A 16,659-nucleotide genomic window follows, 5' to 3' on the forward strand; every position below is an offset into this window, starting at 1 on the left:
ACCGATAGTGAAAACGGCGCTGCAACATCGCCGTTTTTCTCAGATCGGATCGCATATGACGCACATCTATCGGATTGGCCTTTCAGCCCTCGCCCTTGCCGCCGGCTTTGCCTCGAACACATCAATGGCGTCGGCGGAGCCGCTGGCCCCCAAAGTGCTGGTCATAACGATGTTCGGAGGCGAGGCAAAACCATGGCTCGAGGGCCGCAAGCTGGAGACCAGGCTGACGATTCCGGGCTTCGCCAAGGAGTATCCGGAACTTGCCTGCGACGCTGCCGGGCTGTGCGTCATGACGACGGCGATGGGTTATGCCAATGCAGCAAGCTCGGTTTCAGCACTCGTCTACAGCGGTCTTGTCGACCTCAAGCAGAGCTACATCGTGATCGCCGGCATTGCTGGTGTCGATCCGAGCGATGGCACGCTGGGTTCGGCACATTGGGCGCGTTATGCCGTCGATGCCGGCCTGCGCCACGAAATCGATCCGCGCCAGATTCCCGCCGACTGGCCTGATGGCGTGGTCGGGCTGGGCGCCAAGCGACCCGGCGAAAAGCCGAGCTGGGGCTCGGCAACCGAGGTCTACCAGCTCAACGAGCAGCTGCTGCAGAAGGCATTTGCCCTGACCAAGAGCGTCGAACTCGCCGACAGCGCCGAAGCGAAGGCCTATCGCGTGGCCTACAAGACCGCACCCGGCAACGCTGCCCCAAGTGTCAGCATCTGTGACACGCTGTCGACTGACACCTACTGGCATGGCTCGATGACTGCCAAAAGCATGGGCGATTGGGTATCGTTGCTGACCGAGGGCAAGGGCAATTATTGCACGACCCAGATGGAGGACAACGCCTCGCTGACCGCGCTGCGGCGCGGCGCGGATGCCGACCTGCTCGATTTCGATCGCATCGCCTTGCTGCGCACGGCGTCGAACTTCGATCGCGAGCCCGCCGGCATGAGCCCCATCGAATCGCTGAGCGCCAAGTCGGGTGGCTTCGGTCCGGCAGCCATCAACGCCTATCGTGTCGGCGCGGCCTTTGCGGATGCTGTCACCGGCGATTGGGCGAAGTGGGAAAAGGGCGTGCCGTCAGAATAAACCTCGGCCAGGCAGAGCGGGCGGTTCAGGCCGCCCGCTTTCTTCAAAGCGCGGCTTGGCTCAGCGCAAGGTTGAGCAACGTCACCGAAACGGGCGACGTGCTTGGCCCGGTGATGTAAGGCAAGCCCTTGCGTTTTGCTGTCCAACCGATGACCACGACGTCCCGGGCAGCCGGCTCGAAGCGCTGCGCCAGCGCCCAGCTCCGGCAATCGATGGTTGCCACGTCGGCCCGGCCCTCGGAGATGGCGACGATCGACGCGCGATGGCCGCCGCTTTCGATGCGTTCGGAAAAAATCCGCAATCCCTCGCCCATGGCGGCAAGATCGCGCGAGATACCGATGAACCCCGACATCGAATCGTGGCTGTTGAAGGCCAGGCGCTTGTCGCGGATCAGATCGAGCGGGATGAGCGGCGCATCGCCGTCGGGGGCATGCGCATGGTCGGCGGTCACCGTTCCGCGCCGCACGACGATGGCGCTGGAATAGAGTTCGCCACGACCGCCTTCGATGCCGTCATAGTTTGGCTGACCGATCACCTTGACCTGAGCCGCAAGGCCCGTGCTTTCCATCGGCCCCCAGCAGGTCTGGCCGAACAGCAATTGGGGATGCCGCCACAGCGTCGGCAGGTCGAGTTCTTCGGGCGGCAGCGTAGCCGGGTCGAATGCAATCACCACACCCGATGCGTCGCGAATACCACCTGGAACCGCCGGCAGATCGGCGTTGCGCCTGGCAAGGCGTTCCGGCGCGTCCAAACCAAGCTGACGCAACGCCGTTCGCAACCTGGCCCATTGCGCATCGACCTCGTCGCGCATCTCGGGCCAGTCATACATGGGCAGTGCGGCGATGAAGTCGCTCATTGCATCATTTCAGGCTCGAACGCGAGAATTGGCAAGCTCTGGAAGATATCATTCCTTTGGCGGCTCGGCAGGCACCGGCGCGGTTCCAAGCCCGTTGACGCTGCGGGCCCTGACCCGTGGCACAAACGCCCTGCCCTGTTCGGGAGCGCGACGCAGCGCCGGATGGCAGACCGGCTCCTTGGCGCGGAAGGCATAGGCCCTGACCAGCGCGAAATAGTTGGGATAGACGTAGCCCTTGTTCATCTTCAGCCATTCCGCGCGGCGGGCGCGAAACAATGCCGGTAATTTGTACCAAGCAACCGTCGGGCTCTTGTGATGGACGAAATGCAGGTTGTTGTTGAGAAACAGCAGCGACAATGGCGAGCGCTCGACAATGACAGTGCGCCCTTCCGGGTGCTCCGACCACTGATGCTCGGCAAAGGTTCGGATCGAAATCAGCGACTGGCCGAGCCATACCGGCACCAGCACATAGAGCCACAAGGGGACACCGAAGCCGAACTGTACCACCGGCAGCACCACCGCAAGGCCTGCGGCATGCAGTAGCCACGCTTTTCGGATGGCCTTGTCGCCGGCGACAATCTGCTTGGCGTCGTCGATGAAGAAGCCGACGCAGGCAAGCAGCGGCCCGAGCACGAAGCGCCCCGCCATGGTGTTGTTGATGCTGAGCAGCAACTTCATGCTGGCCGGCAGGTCGTCGTGCTGCCACAGCGCCCGATAGTAGCTTTCCGGGTCATCGAACGGATCGGTCAGGCGCTCGTCGGCATGATGGCGCAGGTGGATCGTCTTGAAGCGGCGATACGGCCAGACAACGCCGATCGGCAAGGACACCAGCGCTTCGTTGATGCGCGCGTTTCGGGTGGGATGGCCGTGCAGCACCTCGTGCACCAGCGACGACTGGAGCGCAACCATAAGCGCCATCACCGCAAGAGCGGCCACCGGATAGGCCTGCCAGAGCAGCAGGCCGGCAGCAAGCCAGGTTCCGTAGCAGCCCAGGATGAGAAACACCGTCGGCCATTCGACCCCTGTGGTCGTGCCGCGTCTGTTTCCGTTCTTGGTCATGCGCTGCCTGCTGTCCTTGGATGCCTGGAACTCGATGATTCCTGACATAATGCTGTCAGTAGTCATTGATTTCCGCAACGAGACAATGCGCACAGACTGTTTACATTGCGCTGCTCACGCCGCAAATGTTATGTTTAGTAAACACTCCGGACGATGAATCTAATTTGGATGGCCATGCGGCGGCGGATTCGCAAAACCATTCCCCAATGGGCAGGTCATGGACAAACGCGATCTATCGGGTGTCTTCAGGGAGCGGCTCAAGGCGCTGGTGCAGCGCTCCGGCCTCAACCAGTCGGCCTTTGCTACCTCGGTCGGCATTGACCGTTCGGCGCTGTCGCAGCTGCTTTCGGGTGCCACCGTGCGCCTGCCGCGCGCCGAGACGCTGCTGACAATCGCCACCGCCCACAAGGTTTCGCTCGATTGGCTGCTCGGGCTCAGCCAGGACGAAGGCGTCACCGGCGAAATCCGCGAAAGCCTTGAAATCGAGGAGGCCTCCGGCGGTTTTGAACGGACGCTGATCGCCAAATGGCATGCCGAGGCAGCGGGCACGAAGATCCGCTATGTGCCAGCCGGCATCCCCGACCTTCTGCGCACCGAAGCATTGATCGACTACGAGGCCGATATCTCCAACAAGAGCCGCGAGGTCCAGGCCGGCGAGACACAGTACCGGATCGACTACAACCGCAGGCCCGAGACCGACATGGAGGTCTGCATGCCGCGCCACACGCTTGAGATTTTCGCGCGCGGGCTGGGCGTCTGGTCGGGCTTTCCCGACAAGGATCGCAAGCAGCAGCTTCGCCACATGGCCGACCTGCTCGACGATCTCTACCCGACCTTCCGCTTGTTTCTCTATGACGGGCGCATGCGCTATTCCGTGCCCTACACGATCTTCGGCCATTCCCGCGCGGCGATCTATGTCGGCGACATGTACCTTGTGCTCTACGCCACCGATCCGATCCGGACGCTGACCCGCCATTTCGACAATTTGATCCGCGCCGCCGACATCAACGCCCACGAGACCGCCGCCTTCGCGCGACGGCTGGCGGTGGCGTCTTTCCCGGCCAGTTGGGGCTGATTGGCGCTCAGGTTGAATTTGGCGCCGCGATACGGCAGCGTGCGGCGCACATCCCTGAGGAAACCGATGCCAGATCAGAAAAATGTCGTCGTACCCGCCCAGTCGGGCCGTTCCATCCGCGTGTCCAGCGGAGACCTGGTCCGCATCATCGACATCAAGGGCCAGCAGGTCGCCGACCTCTGGGCGTTCACGCCTGACTTGAAGGACTGGCTGAGCACGTCCAACACCCGCGACATCGGCGAGCGGCTGTTTCCCAAAACAGGCGAACATTTCTACGGCACGACGGGCGTGCCTTTGCTGACGCTGGTCGAGGACGCTTCGCCGGGCCCGCACGACATGCTCTACCCCGCCTGCAATCATGCGCTCTATGTCCGTGCCGGCTTCGACGAGCACCCCAGTTGCCAGGACAATCTGCACAAGGCACTTGCCTCGGAAGGGCTCGCCTTGCCCTTCACGCCTGACCCGGTCGACCTGTTCCAGAACTCGCTGCCGCAGCCCGACGGCAGCATCGACGTCTTTGCCTCGATCAATCCGCCCGGCGGCTACGTAACGCTGCGCGCCGAATGCGACCTGCTGCTCGTCGTCACCGCGTGTTCGGTCGATCATTATCCGACCAATGGCGGCGTCTGCACCGAGATCGCGGTCGAAGTGACGCCAGCGGCACAGCCAGCCCTGTAAACGCGTTGACTGGACATAAAGACTTCTTTATATCCTTATCCAATCTCCTGATATGAAAGTCGCTGCGATGACGACCAATCCGATCGATGCCCTGCTGGCCGAAAAGGGCGTGCTGCTCGCCGATGGCGCGACCGGCACCAACCTGTTTGCCATGGGCCTCGAGGCCGGCGAAGCACCCGAGCTGTGGAACGAAAGCGCGCCCGAAAAGATCTCGACGCTGCACCGGAAGTTCGTCGAAGCCGGCGCCGACATCATCCTCACCAACTCGTTCGGCGGCACCCGTCACCGGCTCAAGCTGCATCACGCCCAGGACCGGGTTCACGAACTCAACAAGCGCGCTGCCGAAATCGCCCGCGCCGTTGCCGACAAGGCCGGCCGCAAGGTTGTCGTTGCCGGCTCCGTCGGCCCGACCGGCGAGCTTCTGGTTCCGCTCGGTGCCATGACTTATGACGAGGCAGTCGATGCCTTCGCCGAACAGATCGAAGGCCTCAAGGCCGGTGGCGCCGAAGTCGCCTGGATCGAAACGATGTCCGCCCCGGACGAGATCCGCGCCGCTGCCGAGGCAGCCATCCGTGTCGGCCTGCCCTACACCTATACCGGCTCGTTCGACACCGCCGGCCGCACCATGATGGGTCTGCTGCCCAAGGACATCCACGGCGTTGTCGACGGCCTTGCCGAGACGCCGCTCGGCGTCGGCGCGAACTGCGGCGTTGGCGCTTCCGACATCCTGGCCTCGCTGCTCGACATGAGCGAAGCCAGGCCGGATGCGACCATCATCATCAAGGGCAATTGCGGCATTCCGGAATTCCGCGGCACCGAGATCCACTATTCGGGTACGCCCGAACTGATGTCGGACTATGTCAGGCTCGCTGTCGATGGCGGCGCCAGGATCATCGGCGGCTGCTGCGGCACCTCGTTCGAGCATCTGGCCGCGATGCGCAAGGCGCTCGACGCCCACAAGAAGGACGTTCGTCCAACCGTCGAGGCGATCATCGAGCGCATCGGCCCGATGCGTAACAAGCTGGCCGCGCCGAACACCACGGAAACCAGCGAAGGCCGCCGCGAACGCCGCCGCCGCGGCTGAGATATACTAAATCGTCAGCTGTTTTCCTCGTAGCGCGCAAGCGCCGATTTGATGTCGGTGCCCCCGCCTTCGACCGGGCGCATCATCATCACTGCGTCCGACGTGCGCACATCACCCAACTTCTCCATCGCCAGCCGGAAGCGCTCATTGTTGAGCGCCGACCATGCCGTACGGTGGGCGTCTTCGATATCGCTGATGCGGGAGCGCGACGGACCCAGGGCGGCGACTTGCGCCGCCTGCTGAATAGGCTTGGCGGGCACGTAGATGTGGCTGCTGGTGGCAGGCAATGCTGCCTGTATTGCAACGTCCGTCACGGTGTCGCCATTGCGGTGGCAGCTTCTGGCCGAGCCGGCATCGCCAAGGGGTCGCCGGTGCGAACATTCAAAACCGCACCCGACGTCAAACGACCAACCTGCATTCTCAAACCACCCCTTATTCACCCGCTGCTGTATTAGCCGGGGATCGTTGCGATCGGGTTCCGAGGCAAATCGGCCTTTGAATCAAATTGTTTGAAACGGCCCGCAAATCTGGCCTTACGATGGGTTTTACACAGAAAAAAGCTCCCGCCCTGCGGCGGGAGCTCCGGCAGTTTGGAGCCTTCGGGAATCACAGGTCTTCGAGGTCGCGACGCGCCTTCTTCAGGATCTCGCGCGCCTTCTCGGCCTGTGCCGCCGTCAGTGAGCCACTGCGCAAACGGCTGAACACGGCGAAATTCAGTGCCTTGACCTCGTCGCCGAGCGCGACGCCACTGACCTGCGTCGAGTTTTCGTTGATCTGGCCATTGATCTTGGCCAGTTCGTCGGCGTTTTCATCGAGATAGGCTTGGCCTGCTTCGGTGATCGAACAGAGCTTCTTGTTGCCATTGGCGACGGAGACGACGAGGTCCGCCTCTTCCAGCATCTGCAGCATCGGATAGATCGCGCCGGGGCTCGGGCTATAGGCGCCCTGGAACTTGGCCTCCAGGGCCTTGATGATGTCGTAGCCGTGGCGCGGCTCCTCGGCGATCAGGCCGAGCACGACCAGACGCAGCGCGCCGGGATCGAACATGCGCGGGCCGCGGCCACCGAAAGGACCGCCGCGATGCCGGCCGAAGGGACCGCCTCGGCCGCCCCGGCCGCCGCCCCTGCCACCTTCATTCTGGCCCGACATGGACCATTCTCCGCGGCAACGATCGTTGAAATTTGGGTGGTTGAACATGTGAGTGCCTCTCCAGGATGTTTGCTTCATGCCGCTATATCTATTCAAAGATATATCTTTTGCAAGATAGAACGTAAGGGATTTTCGTGCCGCGCCGCCAAGGCGTGCGGAAACAGCCCGGAAGGGAGCACCCTCCCCGGTCCGTCCGATAGTCGATTTCAACTTTTTTTCAGCCACTTAGGGCTGGATCGAGATGTTCTTTCATGACCACGGCGCCGGGACGGAATTTCGCTTCCGTCCGGCGCCTAGGTGCCGACAACCATGTCGCTCAGGACATGACTGAAGTGCTTTTCCTGCCGTTCCAGCCACTCGTAGGCCTGCGGCCAGTTGGCCGGATCGGTCATCGCAACCGGATGGTTGGACAGGTAGCAGAGCGCGTATTCGCCGCGCAGGCTGACACCCAGCGCCTTGCCCAATGCGGGCTCGAAGGCGGTCAGCCGGTTCGCGGTGGTGACATACCCCTCGCCGCGTTGGCCCCTGACGAACAGCCCGACGCTGCGGTTGGTCAGATAGAGCGAAACCACCAGATCGTGGGCGACATGCCGCCAACGCGAATAGAGGCTGCCATGGCGTATCCTTGGGTCGTTGCGGCGGGCGAGATAACCGTCCCAGAAAACCTTGATCTCGCGCGACGACAGCGAGCGCAGCCCGCCATGCGCAATATCCCATTCGTCCAGTTTCCGGTCGGCCATCTCTCGTCTCCGAAACACCACCCCATCGATTTTCGGGTGGATGCCTAGAGATCACAAGAGATCGGCCGGCGGAAAGCCCCCTTTCCGCCGCCTGGAGATGAAAGAACGGCCGGCGGAAAGCCCCCTTTCCGCCGGCCGGCCCACCTGCCCTGCCTGTTGCCTTACGGCTTGTTGCCCTGGAGCGACGATGCCAGCCGCACCAGCGACAGGAATTCGGCGCGATAGCCATAGGGGTCGGCACCGCGTGCCGCAGAGGCGATCTCGGCAATCCGGTCGAAGCCGAACCTGGCTGTCGCATCCTCGTCGCGCAGCTTCTGGCCGAATGCCGCGACCGCGACCGAGAAGCGCTGGTCGGTGCCAGCCGCATCGAAGCTCGCGACTTCATTGGCTTTGGTCACAGGCGTCGTGATCAGCCTGCTTGTGTCGCCGTCGGGCGCCTTGTAGCGGATCTTCACGAAGGCATATTCGTCGGCGTTCGCGACACCGCCATTGCTCGTCGTTGCCTCGCCGTAGCGCAGATTGTCGATCTGCTGCGGCGCGCCCTTGGGCGTGATCTCGTAGATCGCGGTCACCGAATGGCCCGAGCCGATCTCCCCGGCATCGACGCGGTCGTTGTTGAAGTCTTCGCGGTTGAGCGCGCGGGTCTCGTAGCCGATGAGCCGGTATTCGGCGACGGCAGCCGGATTGAACTCGACCTGGATCTTCACGTCCTTGGCGATCGGAAACAGCGTCGACGACGCATCCTGCACCAGCACCTTCTCGGCTTCCGCCAGCGTGTCGATATAGGCAGCGGTACCGTTGCCGTTCTGGGCGATGGTCTGCATCATCTGGTCGTTGAGATTGCCCCGACCAAAGCCGAACACCGACAGGAACACGCCCGACTTGCGCTTGTCTTCGATCAGCCGCTTGAGCTCGTCGTCATCGGTCTGGCCGACGTTGAAGTCGCCGTCGGTCGCCAGCATCACGCGGTTGATGCCGTCCTTTAGGAAGGATTTTTGCGCCAGCCGGTAGGCCTCGCGGATGCCGGCCTCGCCGGCGGTCGAACCGCCAGGGGCCAGCGTGTCGATGGCCGACAGTATCTTTTCCCGGTCCGACGCCTTGGTGGGCTCGAGCACCGTACCGGCGTTGCCGGCATAGGTGACGATCGAAACCGTGTCGTCGGCATTGAGCTTGTTGACCAAAAGCCGGAATGCCGAGCGCAGCAGCGGCAGCTTGTCCGGCTCGTCCATCGATCCCGACACGTCGATCAGGAACACAAGGTTAGCCTTAGGCTGCTCGGTTGGCTTGACGTCATAGCCCTTGATGCCGACATGCATCAGCTTGGTGTGCTCGTTCCACGGCGTCGGCATGACGCTGACGGTGGTGTTGAACGGCGTGGTGATCGCCTCCGGCCCCTTCCAGTCATAGGGGAAGTAGTTGATCATCTCCTCGACCCGCACAGTGTCCGCATGCGGCAGAACCCCTTCCTTCAGCAAACGCCGGGCGAAGGAATAGGAGGCCGTGTCGACATCGATGGAGAAGGTCGAGACCGGATCCTCGAGCGCCGAACGCACGGGATTGGTCTTGAAATCCTCGACGCGGTCGCGGTTTTCCGGCAGCGGCATCGGCACGTCCGATGGCGCAATCACGCCATGCAGCTCGGTTGTCAGCGTCGGCGCCGACATGCGGCTCATCTGCGCTGCCGCGTCGGCCAACGGAGCCAGCGCCGGCATGGCAGGCGCTGCCTCGTTCATCACGACCGCTTCGTCAGCGCTTGCCTCTGCCTCGGACTTCCCTGCCTGCGAAGCAGCCAACGGCTTAGCCGGTGAGGTCGGTGCCGCGCCTGAATCGGTCTTCTTCAACTCGGCAGCAAGCGGCTCCTTCAAGCGGACGGAAGGTGCATCGGCGATCTCCTGCTCCGCGCCAAAATTGAACGGCGAGCCCTCCATCAGATAGAATGTGGCATAGCCGGCGATCGGCAGAGCAACGAGACCGGCAAGGGCCGGCGCTGCAATCAGCTTCTTTTGCATGATGTCTCTCCAGAGCTTTCGTGCTCGTTCGGTGAGACGACCGGCATTGGCGGTTCCTTGGGTGGCCGCAGGATTTTTTTCGAGGTCGTAGGCCGCCATCGCCGCGGCAAGCGCGCGCGCCTTGGCCTCAGGGCCTGGCGCCGGCGTCGGAATGTTGCGCAGCATGTCGAGTTCGTTGTCGTCGACCATGGTCACTCTTCCCCGGCCGAGCGCATGAGCAGCTTCAGCCGTTTCTTCGCTTCATGGATGTGCCAGGACACGGTGGCCTCGGCGATCGCCATGGCGTCCGCCGCCGCCGCGTGGCTCAACCCTTCGCCATAAACGAGCAGGATCGCGTCGCGCTGCTTGTCCGGCAACTGCCTGACCGCCGCCCACATCCGTTCGGCCGGATCTTCCGCTTCGCGCCCGCCATCGCCCGCAACGAGCGCATGAACGCCATAGGCGGTGGTCTTCGCCGTCTCGCGCGCCGATTTGCGCTGCATGTCGCGCGCTGCATTCAGCGTCATCGCATAGAGCCATGTCGTGAAGGCAGCCCCGCCGCGATAGTCGCGGATGGCCCGGCCCAGCCGTGCACAGACCTCCTGGGCGATGTCTTCGGCATCCGACCTGTTGCCGCACCAGCGCCAGGCGACGCGATGGACGAATCCGTAATGTCTTTCGACGAGTTCGCCGAAAGCTGTCCTGTCACCGTCGCGCGCTCGTCCGACCAGATCGCTGTCGGAGGCTTCGCTTTCATCCAACATCATCGCCATCATTTGTCCGTTGGACGAAAGCTTTGAGGCAATCCTTGGGGTGCTGGAAAGAAAAATTTCGGCGCCAACCCAAGACATGCCGGGCGGCGCGACGCCTCCGTCACGAGCCGGGGCAGACCAGCTTGACGCTTACCGTGTTCTTGCCGCTGACGGACATGCCGCTGGGAACGTATTTGGCGAATGGCAAGCTGCGGACGTCCTGCGACACGTCGGTACCTATAGTGAAGGCTTCGTCGGCGAAGACATTGCCGCCGTCGACCTCGCCCTGCGGCCGCATCGACATGCCATGACCACCCTTGCAGCGGATCATGATGTCGCCAGGCTTACCCTTGGACTTGCTGTCGAGCCCCATGGTCAAGCCGTCGAGCTTCAGCGCCAGGTCGATGTCGTCGTTGATCTGGCCGCTCGGCGTGCACGACATCCCGGCAAGCTTGACGCTCTTGATCTTGCCCGCGCGGCGCGCCTTCCCCTTCAGCGTCCATGTGTCGGATCCTGGCGAACTGTTTCCGTTCATCTCTGCCGGCTGTGTGACGTAGGAATAGGTCACGTCGAACTGTGGTCCCGAAATGCGCGGCTCGAGCTTGGCCTCGATGGTGACGGTACCCTCGTCGATGATGCGCTTGAGCAAGGCGCGCGTGGCCTTGGCCTGCTCGCTATAGCGCTCCGCTTCTTCAGCTGCGAAGTGGCTTGGCAGTCTGTCCCAGTAGACGGTGGCGGTGTCTCTTGCGCATTTCGCCCGGTGAACGGCTTCGTGCTCCAGGGCGAAATCAGCGAGTTCCTTGCATTGCGAGCCTGCTTTCAAGGCTTCGAGTGCTGCGGGTTGCTGCTCGCAGCTGCCATATTTCATGTCGACCGTCGCTGGCCCCTTATAGCCATGGGCGGGGCGGTGGGGTAAGCGGAACCTCGCCATGATTTCGGTCCGTTTCAGCGACGAGCGGTGATAGATGCTGACGTTGGAATCCGGATGCGTCGGGATTTTGTGCGCCTCGATCAGCGGGTCCTCGACTGCCTTGAGCTGTGCAGCCATGTCGGCGAAGAATTTTGCCGCGTAGTCCGCGTTCCTGAGCTCTTCCTGCACGCTTTGCAGGTTCTTGCACGAGCATTGTTGCTGGTCGGCCAAAACAGGCATCACCAGCGCGCCGCCGAGCGCCAGCGAAACGGCAAACGCCTTGATTGTCGAGAACATCCGCACCACACCTTGTGATTGATTCAGGTGCCAGTCGGTATCGGAAACCTGTGTATCCGCAGGATGTTGCGAGGCGGGTGCGTCGGATGCAGAACGAAAACAGGGATGAGCAGATCAGGCCGCCTGCCCTGCGGCCCAGCCCGACGACCATGCCCACTGGAAATTGTAGCCGCCGAGCCAGCCGGTGACATCGACGACCTCGCCGATGAAATAGAGACCAGGCACCGACTTCACCTGCATCGTCTTCTGGTCGAGCGACTTGGTGTCGACGCCGCCAAGCGTCACTTCCGCCGTACGATAACCCTCGGACCCCGCAGGCTTGATACGCCACTGGTTGACCGCGGCATCGACGGCTTTCAGGTGCGTATCGTTCAGATCGGCGAGATTGCCGTTGAAGCCGAGCCGCTCGGCAATCGCCTGGGCCAGCTTCTTGGGCAGGTGCGCGGCCAGAACGGTCTGCACCGCCTGGCGCCCGTTGGCGCGCTTGGCGTCGCGCAGGATCGCCGCGACATCGGTACCCGGCAGCATCGAGATCGCGATTTCGTCGCCCTCGCGCCAATAGGACGAGATCTGCAGGATCGACGGTCCGCTGATGCCGCGATGGGTGAACAGCATGGCTTCGGAGAAGCTGGTCCTGCCACAGGCGACATCGGCATCCACAGCGATACCGGCAAGCGGCGTCAATTTCTGCAAGGTGTTGGCGTCGAAGGTCAGCGGCACCAGTGCTGGCCGCGTCTCGACAACAGGCAGCCCGAACTGCTCGGCGATCTCGTAGCCAAAGCCGGTCGCCCCCATCTTGGGAATCGACTTGCCGCCGCAGGCGACCACCAGAGACGTGCACGCCACGCGGCTGCCGGAGACAAACAGCGCGAACCCGTCGGCGGTCCTGCTGATGTCCTCGACCTTGGTCGACAGCCTCAGTTCGGCGCCGTTTTCCTGCATTTCCTCGACCATCATGTCGATGATCTGGCGTGCCGAGCCATCGCAGAACAGCTGGCCAAGCGTCTTTTCGTGATAGGCGATGCCGTAGCGCTCGACGAGGCTGATGAAATTGCGCTGGGTGTAGCGGCTCAGCGCCGAGATGCAGAAATGCGGGTTCTGCGACAGAAAATTCTTCGGGCTGGCGTGGATATTGGTGAAGTTGCAGCGCCCGCCGCCGGAAATCCGGATCTTTTCGCCGGGCGCCGAAGCGTGATCGACGACCAGCACCGAGCGGCCGCGCTTGCCGGCTTCCACGGCGCACATCATGCCGGCCGCGCCGGCGCCGATCACCACGACATCAAAGGACTGCATTCCGGAGTGTTCCCACTGGCCCGTCGGCGCCTTGCCGGCGCGCGAACCCTGTTTGTCGGATCAAGCTGTTCGATGCCTGATAGCCGAAGCTGTCGGGATGGCAAAGTTGGAAGTTACGCCAGCGTCTCCTCGAACAACGCCGTCAGCCGCTTCCAGTGGCGCTCGGCGCCGGCGGCATCGTAGACGCCGTGGTCGGACACGCACCAGCCATGGCCCATGCCGACATAGTTTTCGAGAATGTGGTCGACGCCGGCAGTGCGCAGGCTCTCGGCCAGGATTGCCGACTGTTCCGGCGGGAAGCTGCCGTCGACACCGGCAGAGCCGACATAGACGCGCGCCTTAATCTTTGCCGCGCTGCGGTGCGGGCTGCCGGGCGCATCGCTGGCCAGATTGCCGCCATGAAAGCTTGCCGCGGCCGCGATGCGGTCCGGATGGGCGGCGGCGGCGTTGAGCGCACGCGAGCCGCCCATGCAATAGCCGACAGTGCCAATCGGGCCTGTCGCGCCGGCCTTTACCAACGCCTCGATGAAGGAGCCCGTGTCGCGTGCGGTCATCTCCTGCGTCGTGCCGCCGATCGGGGCACGCAACTCGGTACGCGTCTTCTCCTCGACGAAGGCCGTCTTGGCGTCAAACGGACCATAGGCGCCTGCACGATAGAACAGGTCCGGCACCAGCACCGCATAGCCTTGGCTGCCCAGCCGTTCGGCCATCTCATCCAGCGCCGGGCGCGGACCGAAGGCATCCATATAGAGGATCACACCGGCTTTCGCCTTGGCAGGTCCGAACAGCCCGGCCTTGCAGACGCCATCCGCCGTCCTGATCTCGATCTCGCGCTTGGTCGGCATGGCAACGCTCCCTCTGTCTGTCCCGTCGCGAACATAGGGACTTCGGCCCGCCAGACAAGCTCAGGCGGCAAAGGTCCGCTCGGTGCGCGCGCCGACATGCAGCGCCCTGCCCGCGCCCAGTCCCGTGATCGCAACGCCAAGGCCAAGCGCCACGAACAGCACCGAAGAGGCAGCGAAGCTGCCGGTCCAGTTGCGGATCAGCCCGACCAGCAGCGGGCCGATGGCTGCCAGCGTGTAGCCCACGCCCTGCGCCATGCCGGAGAGATGCGCCGCGACATGGGCATCCGGCGAGCGCAGCACGATCAGCGTCATGGCGGCGGCAATCAGCCCGCCCTGGCCGATGCCCTGCAGCACGGCCCAGAACAGGATCGTCGAGGTCGGCGCAAACAGGATACCGAGCAATGCCGTCACGGCAGCCACGACGAGCGCCACATTGACGCCGCGCTGGTCCTTGCGGCGGATGGCGATCGAGGGCACGGCAAGGCAGGTCACGACCTGCGCCATGACCGACAAAGACACGATCGCGCCTGATGTCGTGGCGTCGAAGCCGCGCTCGCGCAGGATCGGCGCCAGCCAGCCGAAGACGCAATAGGCCAGCGCCGACTGCAGCCCCATGAACAAGGTGACCTGCCAGGCCAGCCGGTCGCGCCACAGGCCGACTACGCGAAAACCGCTGTGCCTTGCCTGTCTGCGGCTGCCCAGCGCCTGCGGCGTCCAGATCAACAGCACGATGAAGGCCGGCACCGCCCATGCGGCAAGCGCGCCGGACCATGAGCCGGTCACTAGATGTTCGATGGGCAGTGTCAGTCCCGAGGCGGAAGCAGCACCAGCGCAAAGCGCCATCGTGTAGAGCCCGGTCATCATCGCCGCCTTGTCGGGAAAGTCGCGCTTGACCAGCCCGGGCAAGAGCACGTTGCCGATGGCGATCGCAGCGCCGGCCATGAAGCTCGCGATGAACAGCAGCGGCACGGTGCCAAGCCCACGAAGGACGGTGCCAAGGGCCAGCAGCGCCAGCGAGAACAGCAACGTGCGTTCGGCGCCGAAGCGCTGCGCCAGCTTTGGCGCCAGCGGCGCAAACAAGCCGAGGCAGAGCACCGGCAGCGTCGTCAAAAGGCTTGCGCCGGCGGGCGACAGGCCGGTCGCCTGCATCACCTCCGGCAACAGCACGGAAAGGCTGGAAAAGATCGGCCTGAGGTTGAAGGCGATCAGGACCAGACTCGCGCCCAGCACGAAACGCGCCATGCCGCTTCGCATGACTGGTGCCTGCGGTGCCGGCAGACTGTCGATCTCGGCATCGACAAGCTGATCGTCGAGACCATCGATGGCGACGGCCTGGGCCGTCCGGCCAGCCGGGATAAAGCTCTGGTTCATTGGGCAAGCAACCTGTCGAGTTCGAGAAGCACCGGCGCCATGAAGGCGTGGACTGCGGCGGCAGCCCTATCGGGATCGCCGGAGGCGACAGCATCGATGATGGCCGCATGCGCCGGAGCGTCCGGCTCGGGCAGCTCGCCTGACAGGGTCGCCTTGATGGTCTCGGCAATGGCACCGGTGAAGAAGTCGTAGAGTTCGATCATCGCCCGATTGCCGGAGGCCTCGATGACAGCCTTGTGGAAGGCGATGTCGCGGCGAATGAAGGCCTCATGCCCGCCATCGGCCACGTTGCCGCGCGCCTCCAGCAAGCGGCGCATTTTCACCAGATCCGCTGGCGTGTGACGCTGTGCTGCCAGCCGCGCCGCCTCGGCGTCCAGGGCCGCGCGTGTCTCCCACTGGTCGCGCAGGCCGGCGCGCTTGACGCGGTCCAGCGCCGCCGACGGATCGACCGCCGAGCGGACATAGGTGCCCGAGCCTTGCCGTGTGTCCAGAAGGCCTTGCGAGACCAGCGCGCGAACGGCTTCGCGAACCGTGCCGCGGCTGACCGACAGCAGGTCGGTGAGTGATGCTTCGTTGGGAATACGCTCGCCCACGGCCCAGCGGCCGGTGATGATTTCGGCGCGCAGGCTATCCGCGGCGCTGTCGGTGAGATTGGTTCGAGTGGCTGGCTGCATGGCATGATTCATCAAGTCATCTGATGACTTTGAATACGCCGTTCGGCCGACGATGGCAACAAGCGGAGCCAGGAAGCGGTTGGGCCAGCTCAAATCGAGCCAGGTCAGAGGCCGGCGTAGCTCTTCATATGGAAGGCCTGCACGTCGTCCGGATAGCGGTAGGCCGTGCCGTAGGGACAGGCATTGCGATCGCGGCACCCTTGCGTCCGGCAGGCACCTCCCGATGGGCCGCGAACATGCCCGAGGCATTGCTCATAGGCAAACCCCGTCTCGGAATAGGCACTGACGGGGCAGGATTTCAGACAAGGTTTTCCAACACATAGGTCGCAAAGATGACTCTGTTTGCGAACTTCGCCGAATTGCAGCTCGACTTCAAACAGCAACGCGCCCCGATAGGCATGCCACAGCCCATATTCAGGATGCATCAGGATGCCGAGCGGCGACGGCCTGAGCCCTTCCGCGCGCATCGCCCATTGCTGGAACGGCAGATAGGGCTTGTCGGACGGCGACACCGCGCGCGCCCCGAACACAAGCGCCACGGCGCCGATCACCTCGCGCGACCAGCTGTCGAGCGGGTTGTCGGGACTGGCCGGCTGCGCCTCGCGCCAACGTTGGAAATGCGGCCAGGGCGCGGCACCCGCCTGCCCCACCAGCAGCACCGATCGCGCTGGCCTGCCCGCCGGGCCGTCCGGCGCGACATCGCCATCGCCAAAAACAAGACCGCCGCGCTGGATGAGGCCATAAGCGGCCAGCGCGGCGGAAATATTCTGAACAATGCGCATCGCCCCTCATCCCCCTGCCGGG

17 protein-coding genes are annotated in these 16,659 nt (G+C 63.6%); 4 read left to right on the forward strand and 13 right to left on the reverse strand.

Annotation, left to right across the window (positions count from 1 at the left end):
- The first annotated feature begins 55 nt into the window (after window positions 1–55).
- Window positions 56–1,084, forward strand: coding sequence for a purine-nucleoside phosphorylase (locus tag J1C56_RS10480; protein WP_214388736.1), 1,029 nt, complete (start codon window positions 56–58; stop codon window positions 1,082–1,084).
- Window positions 1,085–1,127: 43 nt separating this feature from the next.
- Here J1C56_RS10480 and J1C56_RS10485 read toward each other — a convergent pair whose 3' ends face one another.
- Both J1C56_RS10485 and J1C56_RS10490 read right to left on the reverse strand, forming a co-directional pair.
- Window positions 1,128–1,940, reverse strand: coding sequence for a phosphate/phosphite/phosphonate ABC transporter substrate-binding protein (locus J1C56_RS10485; protein WP_214388738.1), 813 nt, complete (start codon window positions 1,938–1,940; stop codon window positions 1,128–1,130).
- Window positions 1,941–1,988: 48 nt separating this feature from the next.
- On the reverse strand, window positions 1,989–2,999 hold the full coding sequence (locus tag J1C56_RS10490) for a fatty acid desaturase (protein WP_214388741.1): 1,011 nt from the start codon (window positions 2,997–2,999) through the stop codon (window positions 1,989–1,991).
- Between the two features lie 217 nt (window positions 3,000–3,216).
- Here J1C56_RS10490 and J1C56_RS10495 point away from each other — a divergent pair, with 217 nt between their 5' ends.
- From J1C56_RS10495 to bmt, 3 genes are all read left to right on the forward strand, one after another.
- Complete coding sequence (locus tag J1C56_RS10495) at window positions 3,217–4,074, forward strand: helix-turn-helix domain-containing protein (RefSeq protein ID WP_214388743.1); 858 nt, start codon at window positions 3,217–3,219, stop codon at window positions 4,072–4,074.
- Window positions 4,075–4,140: 66 nt separating this feature from the next.
- Window positions 4,141–4,752: a DUF1989 domain-containing protein gene (locus J1C56_RS10500; RefSeq protein ID WP_214388745.1), complete on the forward strand. Its 612-nt coding sequence runs from the start codon at window positions 4,141–4,143 to the stop codon at window positions 4,750–4,752.
- Between the two features lie 67 nt (window positions 4,753–4,819).
- Window positions 4,820–5,836, forward strand: coding sequence for a betaine--homocysteine S-methyltransferase (bmt, locus tag J1C56_RS10505; RefSeq protein ID WP_246591303.1), 1,017 nt, complete (start codon window positions 4,820–4,822; stop codon window positions 5,834–5,836).
- 14 nt (window positions 5,837–5,850) lie between these two features.
- Here bmt and J1C56_RS10510 read toward each other — a convergent pair whose 3' ends face one another.
- The 11 genes from J1C56_RS10510 to J1C56_RS10560 form a co-directional block, all read right to left on the reverse strand.
- A complete protein-coding gene (locus tag J1C56_RS10510; RefSeq protein WP_214388749.1) occupies window positions 5,851–6,150 on the reverse strand; it encodes a hypothetical protein in 300 nt (99 codons plus the stop codon).
- A 292-nt stretch (window positions 6,151–6,442) separates the two neighbouring features.
- Window positions 6,443–6,985, reverse strand: coding sequence for a PadR family transcriptional regulator (locus J1C56_RS10515; protein ID WP_246591304.1), 543 nt, complete (start codon window positions 6,983–6,985; stop codon window positions 6,443–6,445).
- 293 nt (window positions 6,986–7,278) lie between these two features.
- On the reverse strand, window positions 7,279–7,725 hold the full coding sequence (locus J1C56_RS10520; RefSeq protein ID WP_214388760.1) for a hypothetical protein: 447 nt from the start codon (window positions 7,723–7,725) through the stop codon (window positions 7,279–7,281).
- 161 nt (window positions 7,726–7,886) lie between these two features.
- Window positions 7,887–9,923, reverse strand: coding sequence for a vWA domain-containing protein (locus J1C56_RS10525; RefSeq protein WP_214388769.1), 2,037 nt, complete (start codon window positions 9,921–9,923; stop codon window positions 7,887–7,889).
- A 2-nt stretch (window positions 9,924–9,925) separates the two neighbouring features.
- A complete protein-coding gene (locus J1C56_RS10530; protein WP_214388771.1) occupies window positions 9,926–10,486 on the reverse strand; it encodes an RNA polymerase sigma factor in 561 nt (186 codons plus the stop codon).
- Window positions 10,487–10,586: 100 nt separating this feature from the next.
- On the reverse strand, window positions 10,587–11,672 hold the full coding sequence (locus tag J1C56_RS10535) for a hypothetical protein (RefSeq protein WP_214388773.1): 1,086 nt from the start codon (window positions 11,670–11,672) through the stop codon (window positions 10,587–10,589).
- 114 nt (window positions 11,673–11,786) lie between these two features.
- A complete protein-coding gene (locus J1C56_RS10540) occupies window positions 11,787–12,965 on the reverse strand; it encodes a BaiN/RdsA family NAD(P)/FAD-dependent oxidoreductase (protein ID WP_214388775.1) in 1,179 nt (392 codons plus the stop codon).
- 113 nt (window positions 12,966–13,078) lie between these two features.
- Window positions 13,079–13,810, reverse strand: coding sequence for a dienelactone hydrolase family protein (locus J1C56_RS10545; protein ID WP_214388783.1), 732 nt, complete (start codon window positions 13,808–13,810; stop codon window positions 13,079–13,081).
- 60 nt (window positions 13,811–13,870) lie between these two features.
- Complete coding sequence (locus J1C56_RS10550) at window positions 13,871–15,181, reverse strand: CynX/NimT family MFS transporter (RefSeq protein WP_214388785.1); 1,311 nt, start codon at window positions 15,179–15,181, stop codon at window positions 13,871–13,873.
- Window positions 15,178–15,855 (reverse strand): FadR/GntR family transcriptional regulator, encoded by a 678-nt coding sequence (locus J1C56_RS10555; RefSeq protein ID WP_214388787.1) that lies wholly within the window; start codon window positions 15,853–15,855, stop codon window positions 15,178–15,180. The genes J1C56_RS10550 and J1C56_RS10555 overlap by 4 nt, the downstream gene beginning before the upstream one ends.
- Window positions 15,856–15,959: 104 nt before the next feature.
- Entirely contained in the window at window positions 15,960–16,637 is a 678-nt protein-coding gene (locus tag J1C56_RS10560) for a 4Fe-4S dicluster domain-containing protein (protein ID WP_214388789.1), read from the reverse strand.
- Between the last annotated feature and the right edge of the window lie 22 nt (window positions 16,638–16,659).

Source organism: Aminobacter anthyllidis, assembly GCF_018555685.1.
Taxonomy (GTDB): domain Bacteria; phylum Pseudomonadota; class Alphaproteobacteria; order Rhizobiales; family Rhizobiaceae; genus Aminobacter; species Aminobacter anthyllidis.

Coding starts and splice junctions, on each gene's coding strand:
- J1C56_RS10480 (WP_214388736.1), top strand. CDS start 56: ATGACGCACATCTATCGGATTGGCCTTTCAGCCCTCGCCCTTGCCGCC.
- J1C56_RS10485 (WP_214388738.1), bottom strand. CDS start 1,940: ATGAGCGACTTCATCGCCGCACTGCCCATGTATGACTGGCCCGAGATG.
- J1C56_RS10490 (WP_214388741.1), bottom strand. CDS start 2,999: ATGACCAAGAACGGAAACAGACGCGGCACGACCACAGGGGTCGAATGG.
- J1C56_RS10495 (WP_214388743.1), top strand. CDS start 3,217: ATGGACAAACGCGATCTATCGGGTGTCTTCAGGGAGCGGCTCAAGGCG.
- J1C56_RS10500 (WP_214388745.1), top strand. CDS start 4,141: ATGCCAGATCAGAAAAATGTCGTCGTACCCGCCCAGTCGGGCCGTTCC.
- bmt (WP_246591303.1), top strand. CDS start 4,820: ATGACGACCAATCCGATCGATGCCCTGCTGGCCGAAAAGGGCGTGCTG.
- J1C56_RS10515 (WP_246591304.1), bottom strand. CDS start 6,985: ATGTCGGGCCAGAATGAAGGTGGCAGGGGCGGCGGCCGGGGCGGCCGA.
- J1C56_RS10520 (WP_214388760.1), bottom strand. CDS start 7,725: ATGGCCGACCGGAAACTGGACGAATGGGATATTGCGCATGGCGGGCTG.
- J1C56_RS10525 (WP_214388769.1), bottom strand. CDS start 9,923: ATGGTCGACGACAACGAACTCGACATGCTGCGCAACATTCCGACGCCG.
- J1C56_RS10530 (WP_214388771.1), bottom strand. CDS start 10,486: ATGGCGATGATGTTGGATGAAAGCGAAGCCTCCGACAGCGATCTGGTC.
- J1C56_RS10535 (WP_214388773.1), bottom strand. CDS start 11,672: ATGTTCTCGACAATCAAGGCGTTTGCCGTTTCGCTGGCGCTCGGCGGC.
- J1C56_RS10540 (WP_214388775.1), bottom strand. CDS start 12,965: ATGCAGTCCTTTGATGTCGTGGTGATCGGCGCCGGCGCGGCCGGCATG.
- J1C56_RS10545 (WP_214388783.1), bottom strand. CDS start 13,810: ATGCCGACCAAGCGCGAGATCGAGATCAGGACGGCGGATGGCGTCTGC.
- J1C56_RS10550 (WP_214388785.1), bottom strand. CDS start 15,181: ATGAACCAGAGCTTTATCCCGGCTGGCCGGACGGCCCAGGCCGTCGCC.
- J1C56_RS10555 (WP_214388787.1), bottom strand. CDS start 15,855: ATGCAGCCAGCCACTCGAACCAATCTCACCGACAGCGCCGCGGATAGC.
- J1C56_RS10560 (WP_214388789.1), bottom strand. CDS start 16,637: ATGCGCATTGTTCAGAATATTTCCGCCGCGCTGGCCGCTTATGGCCTC.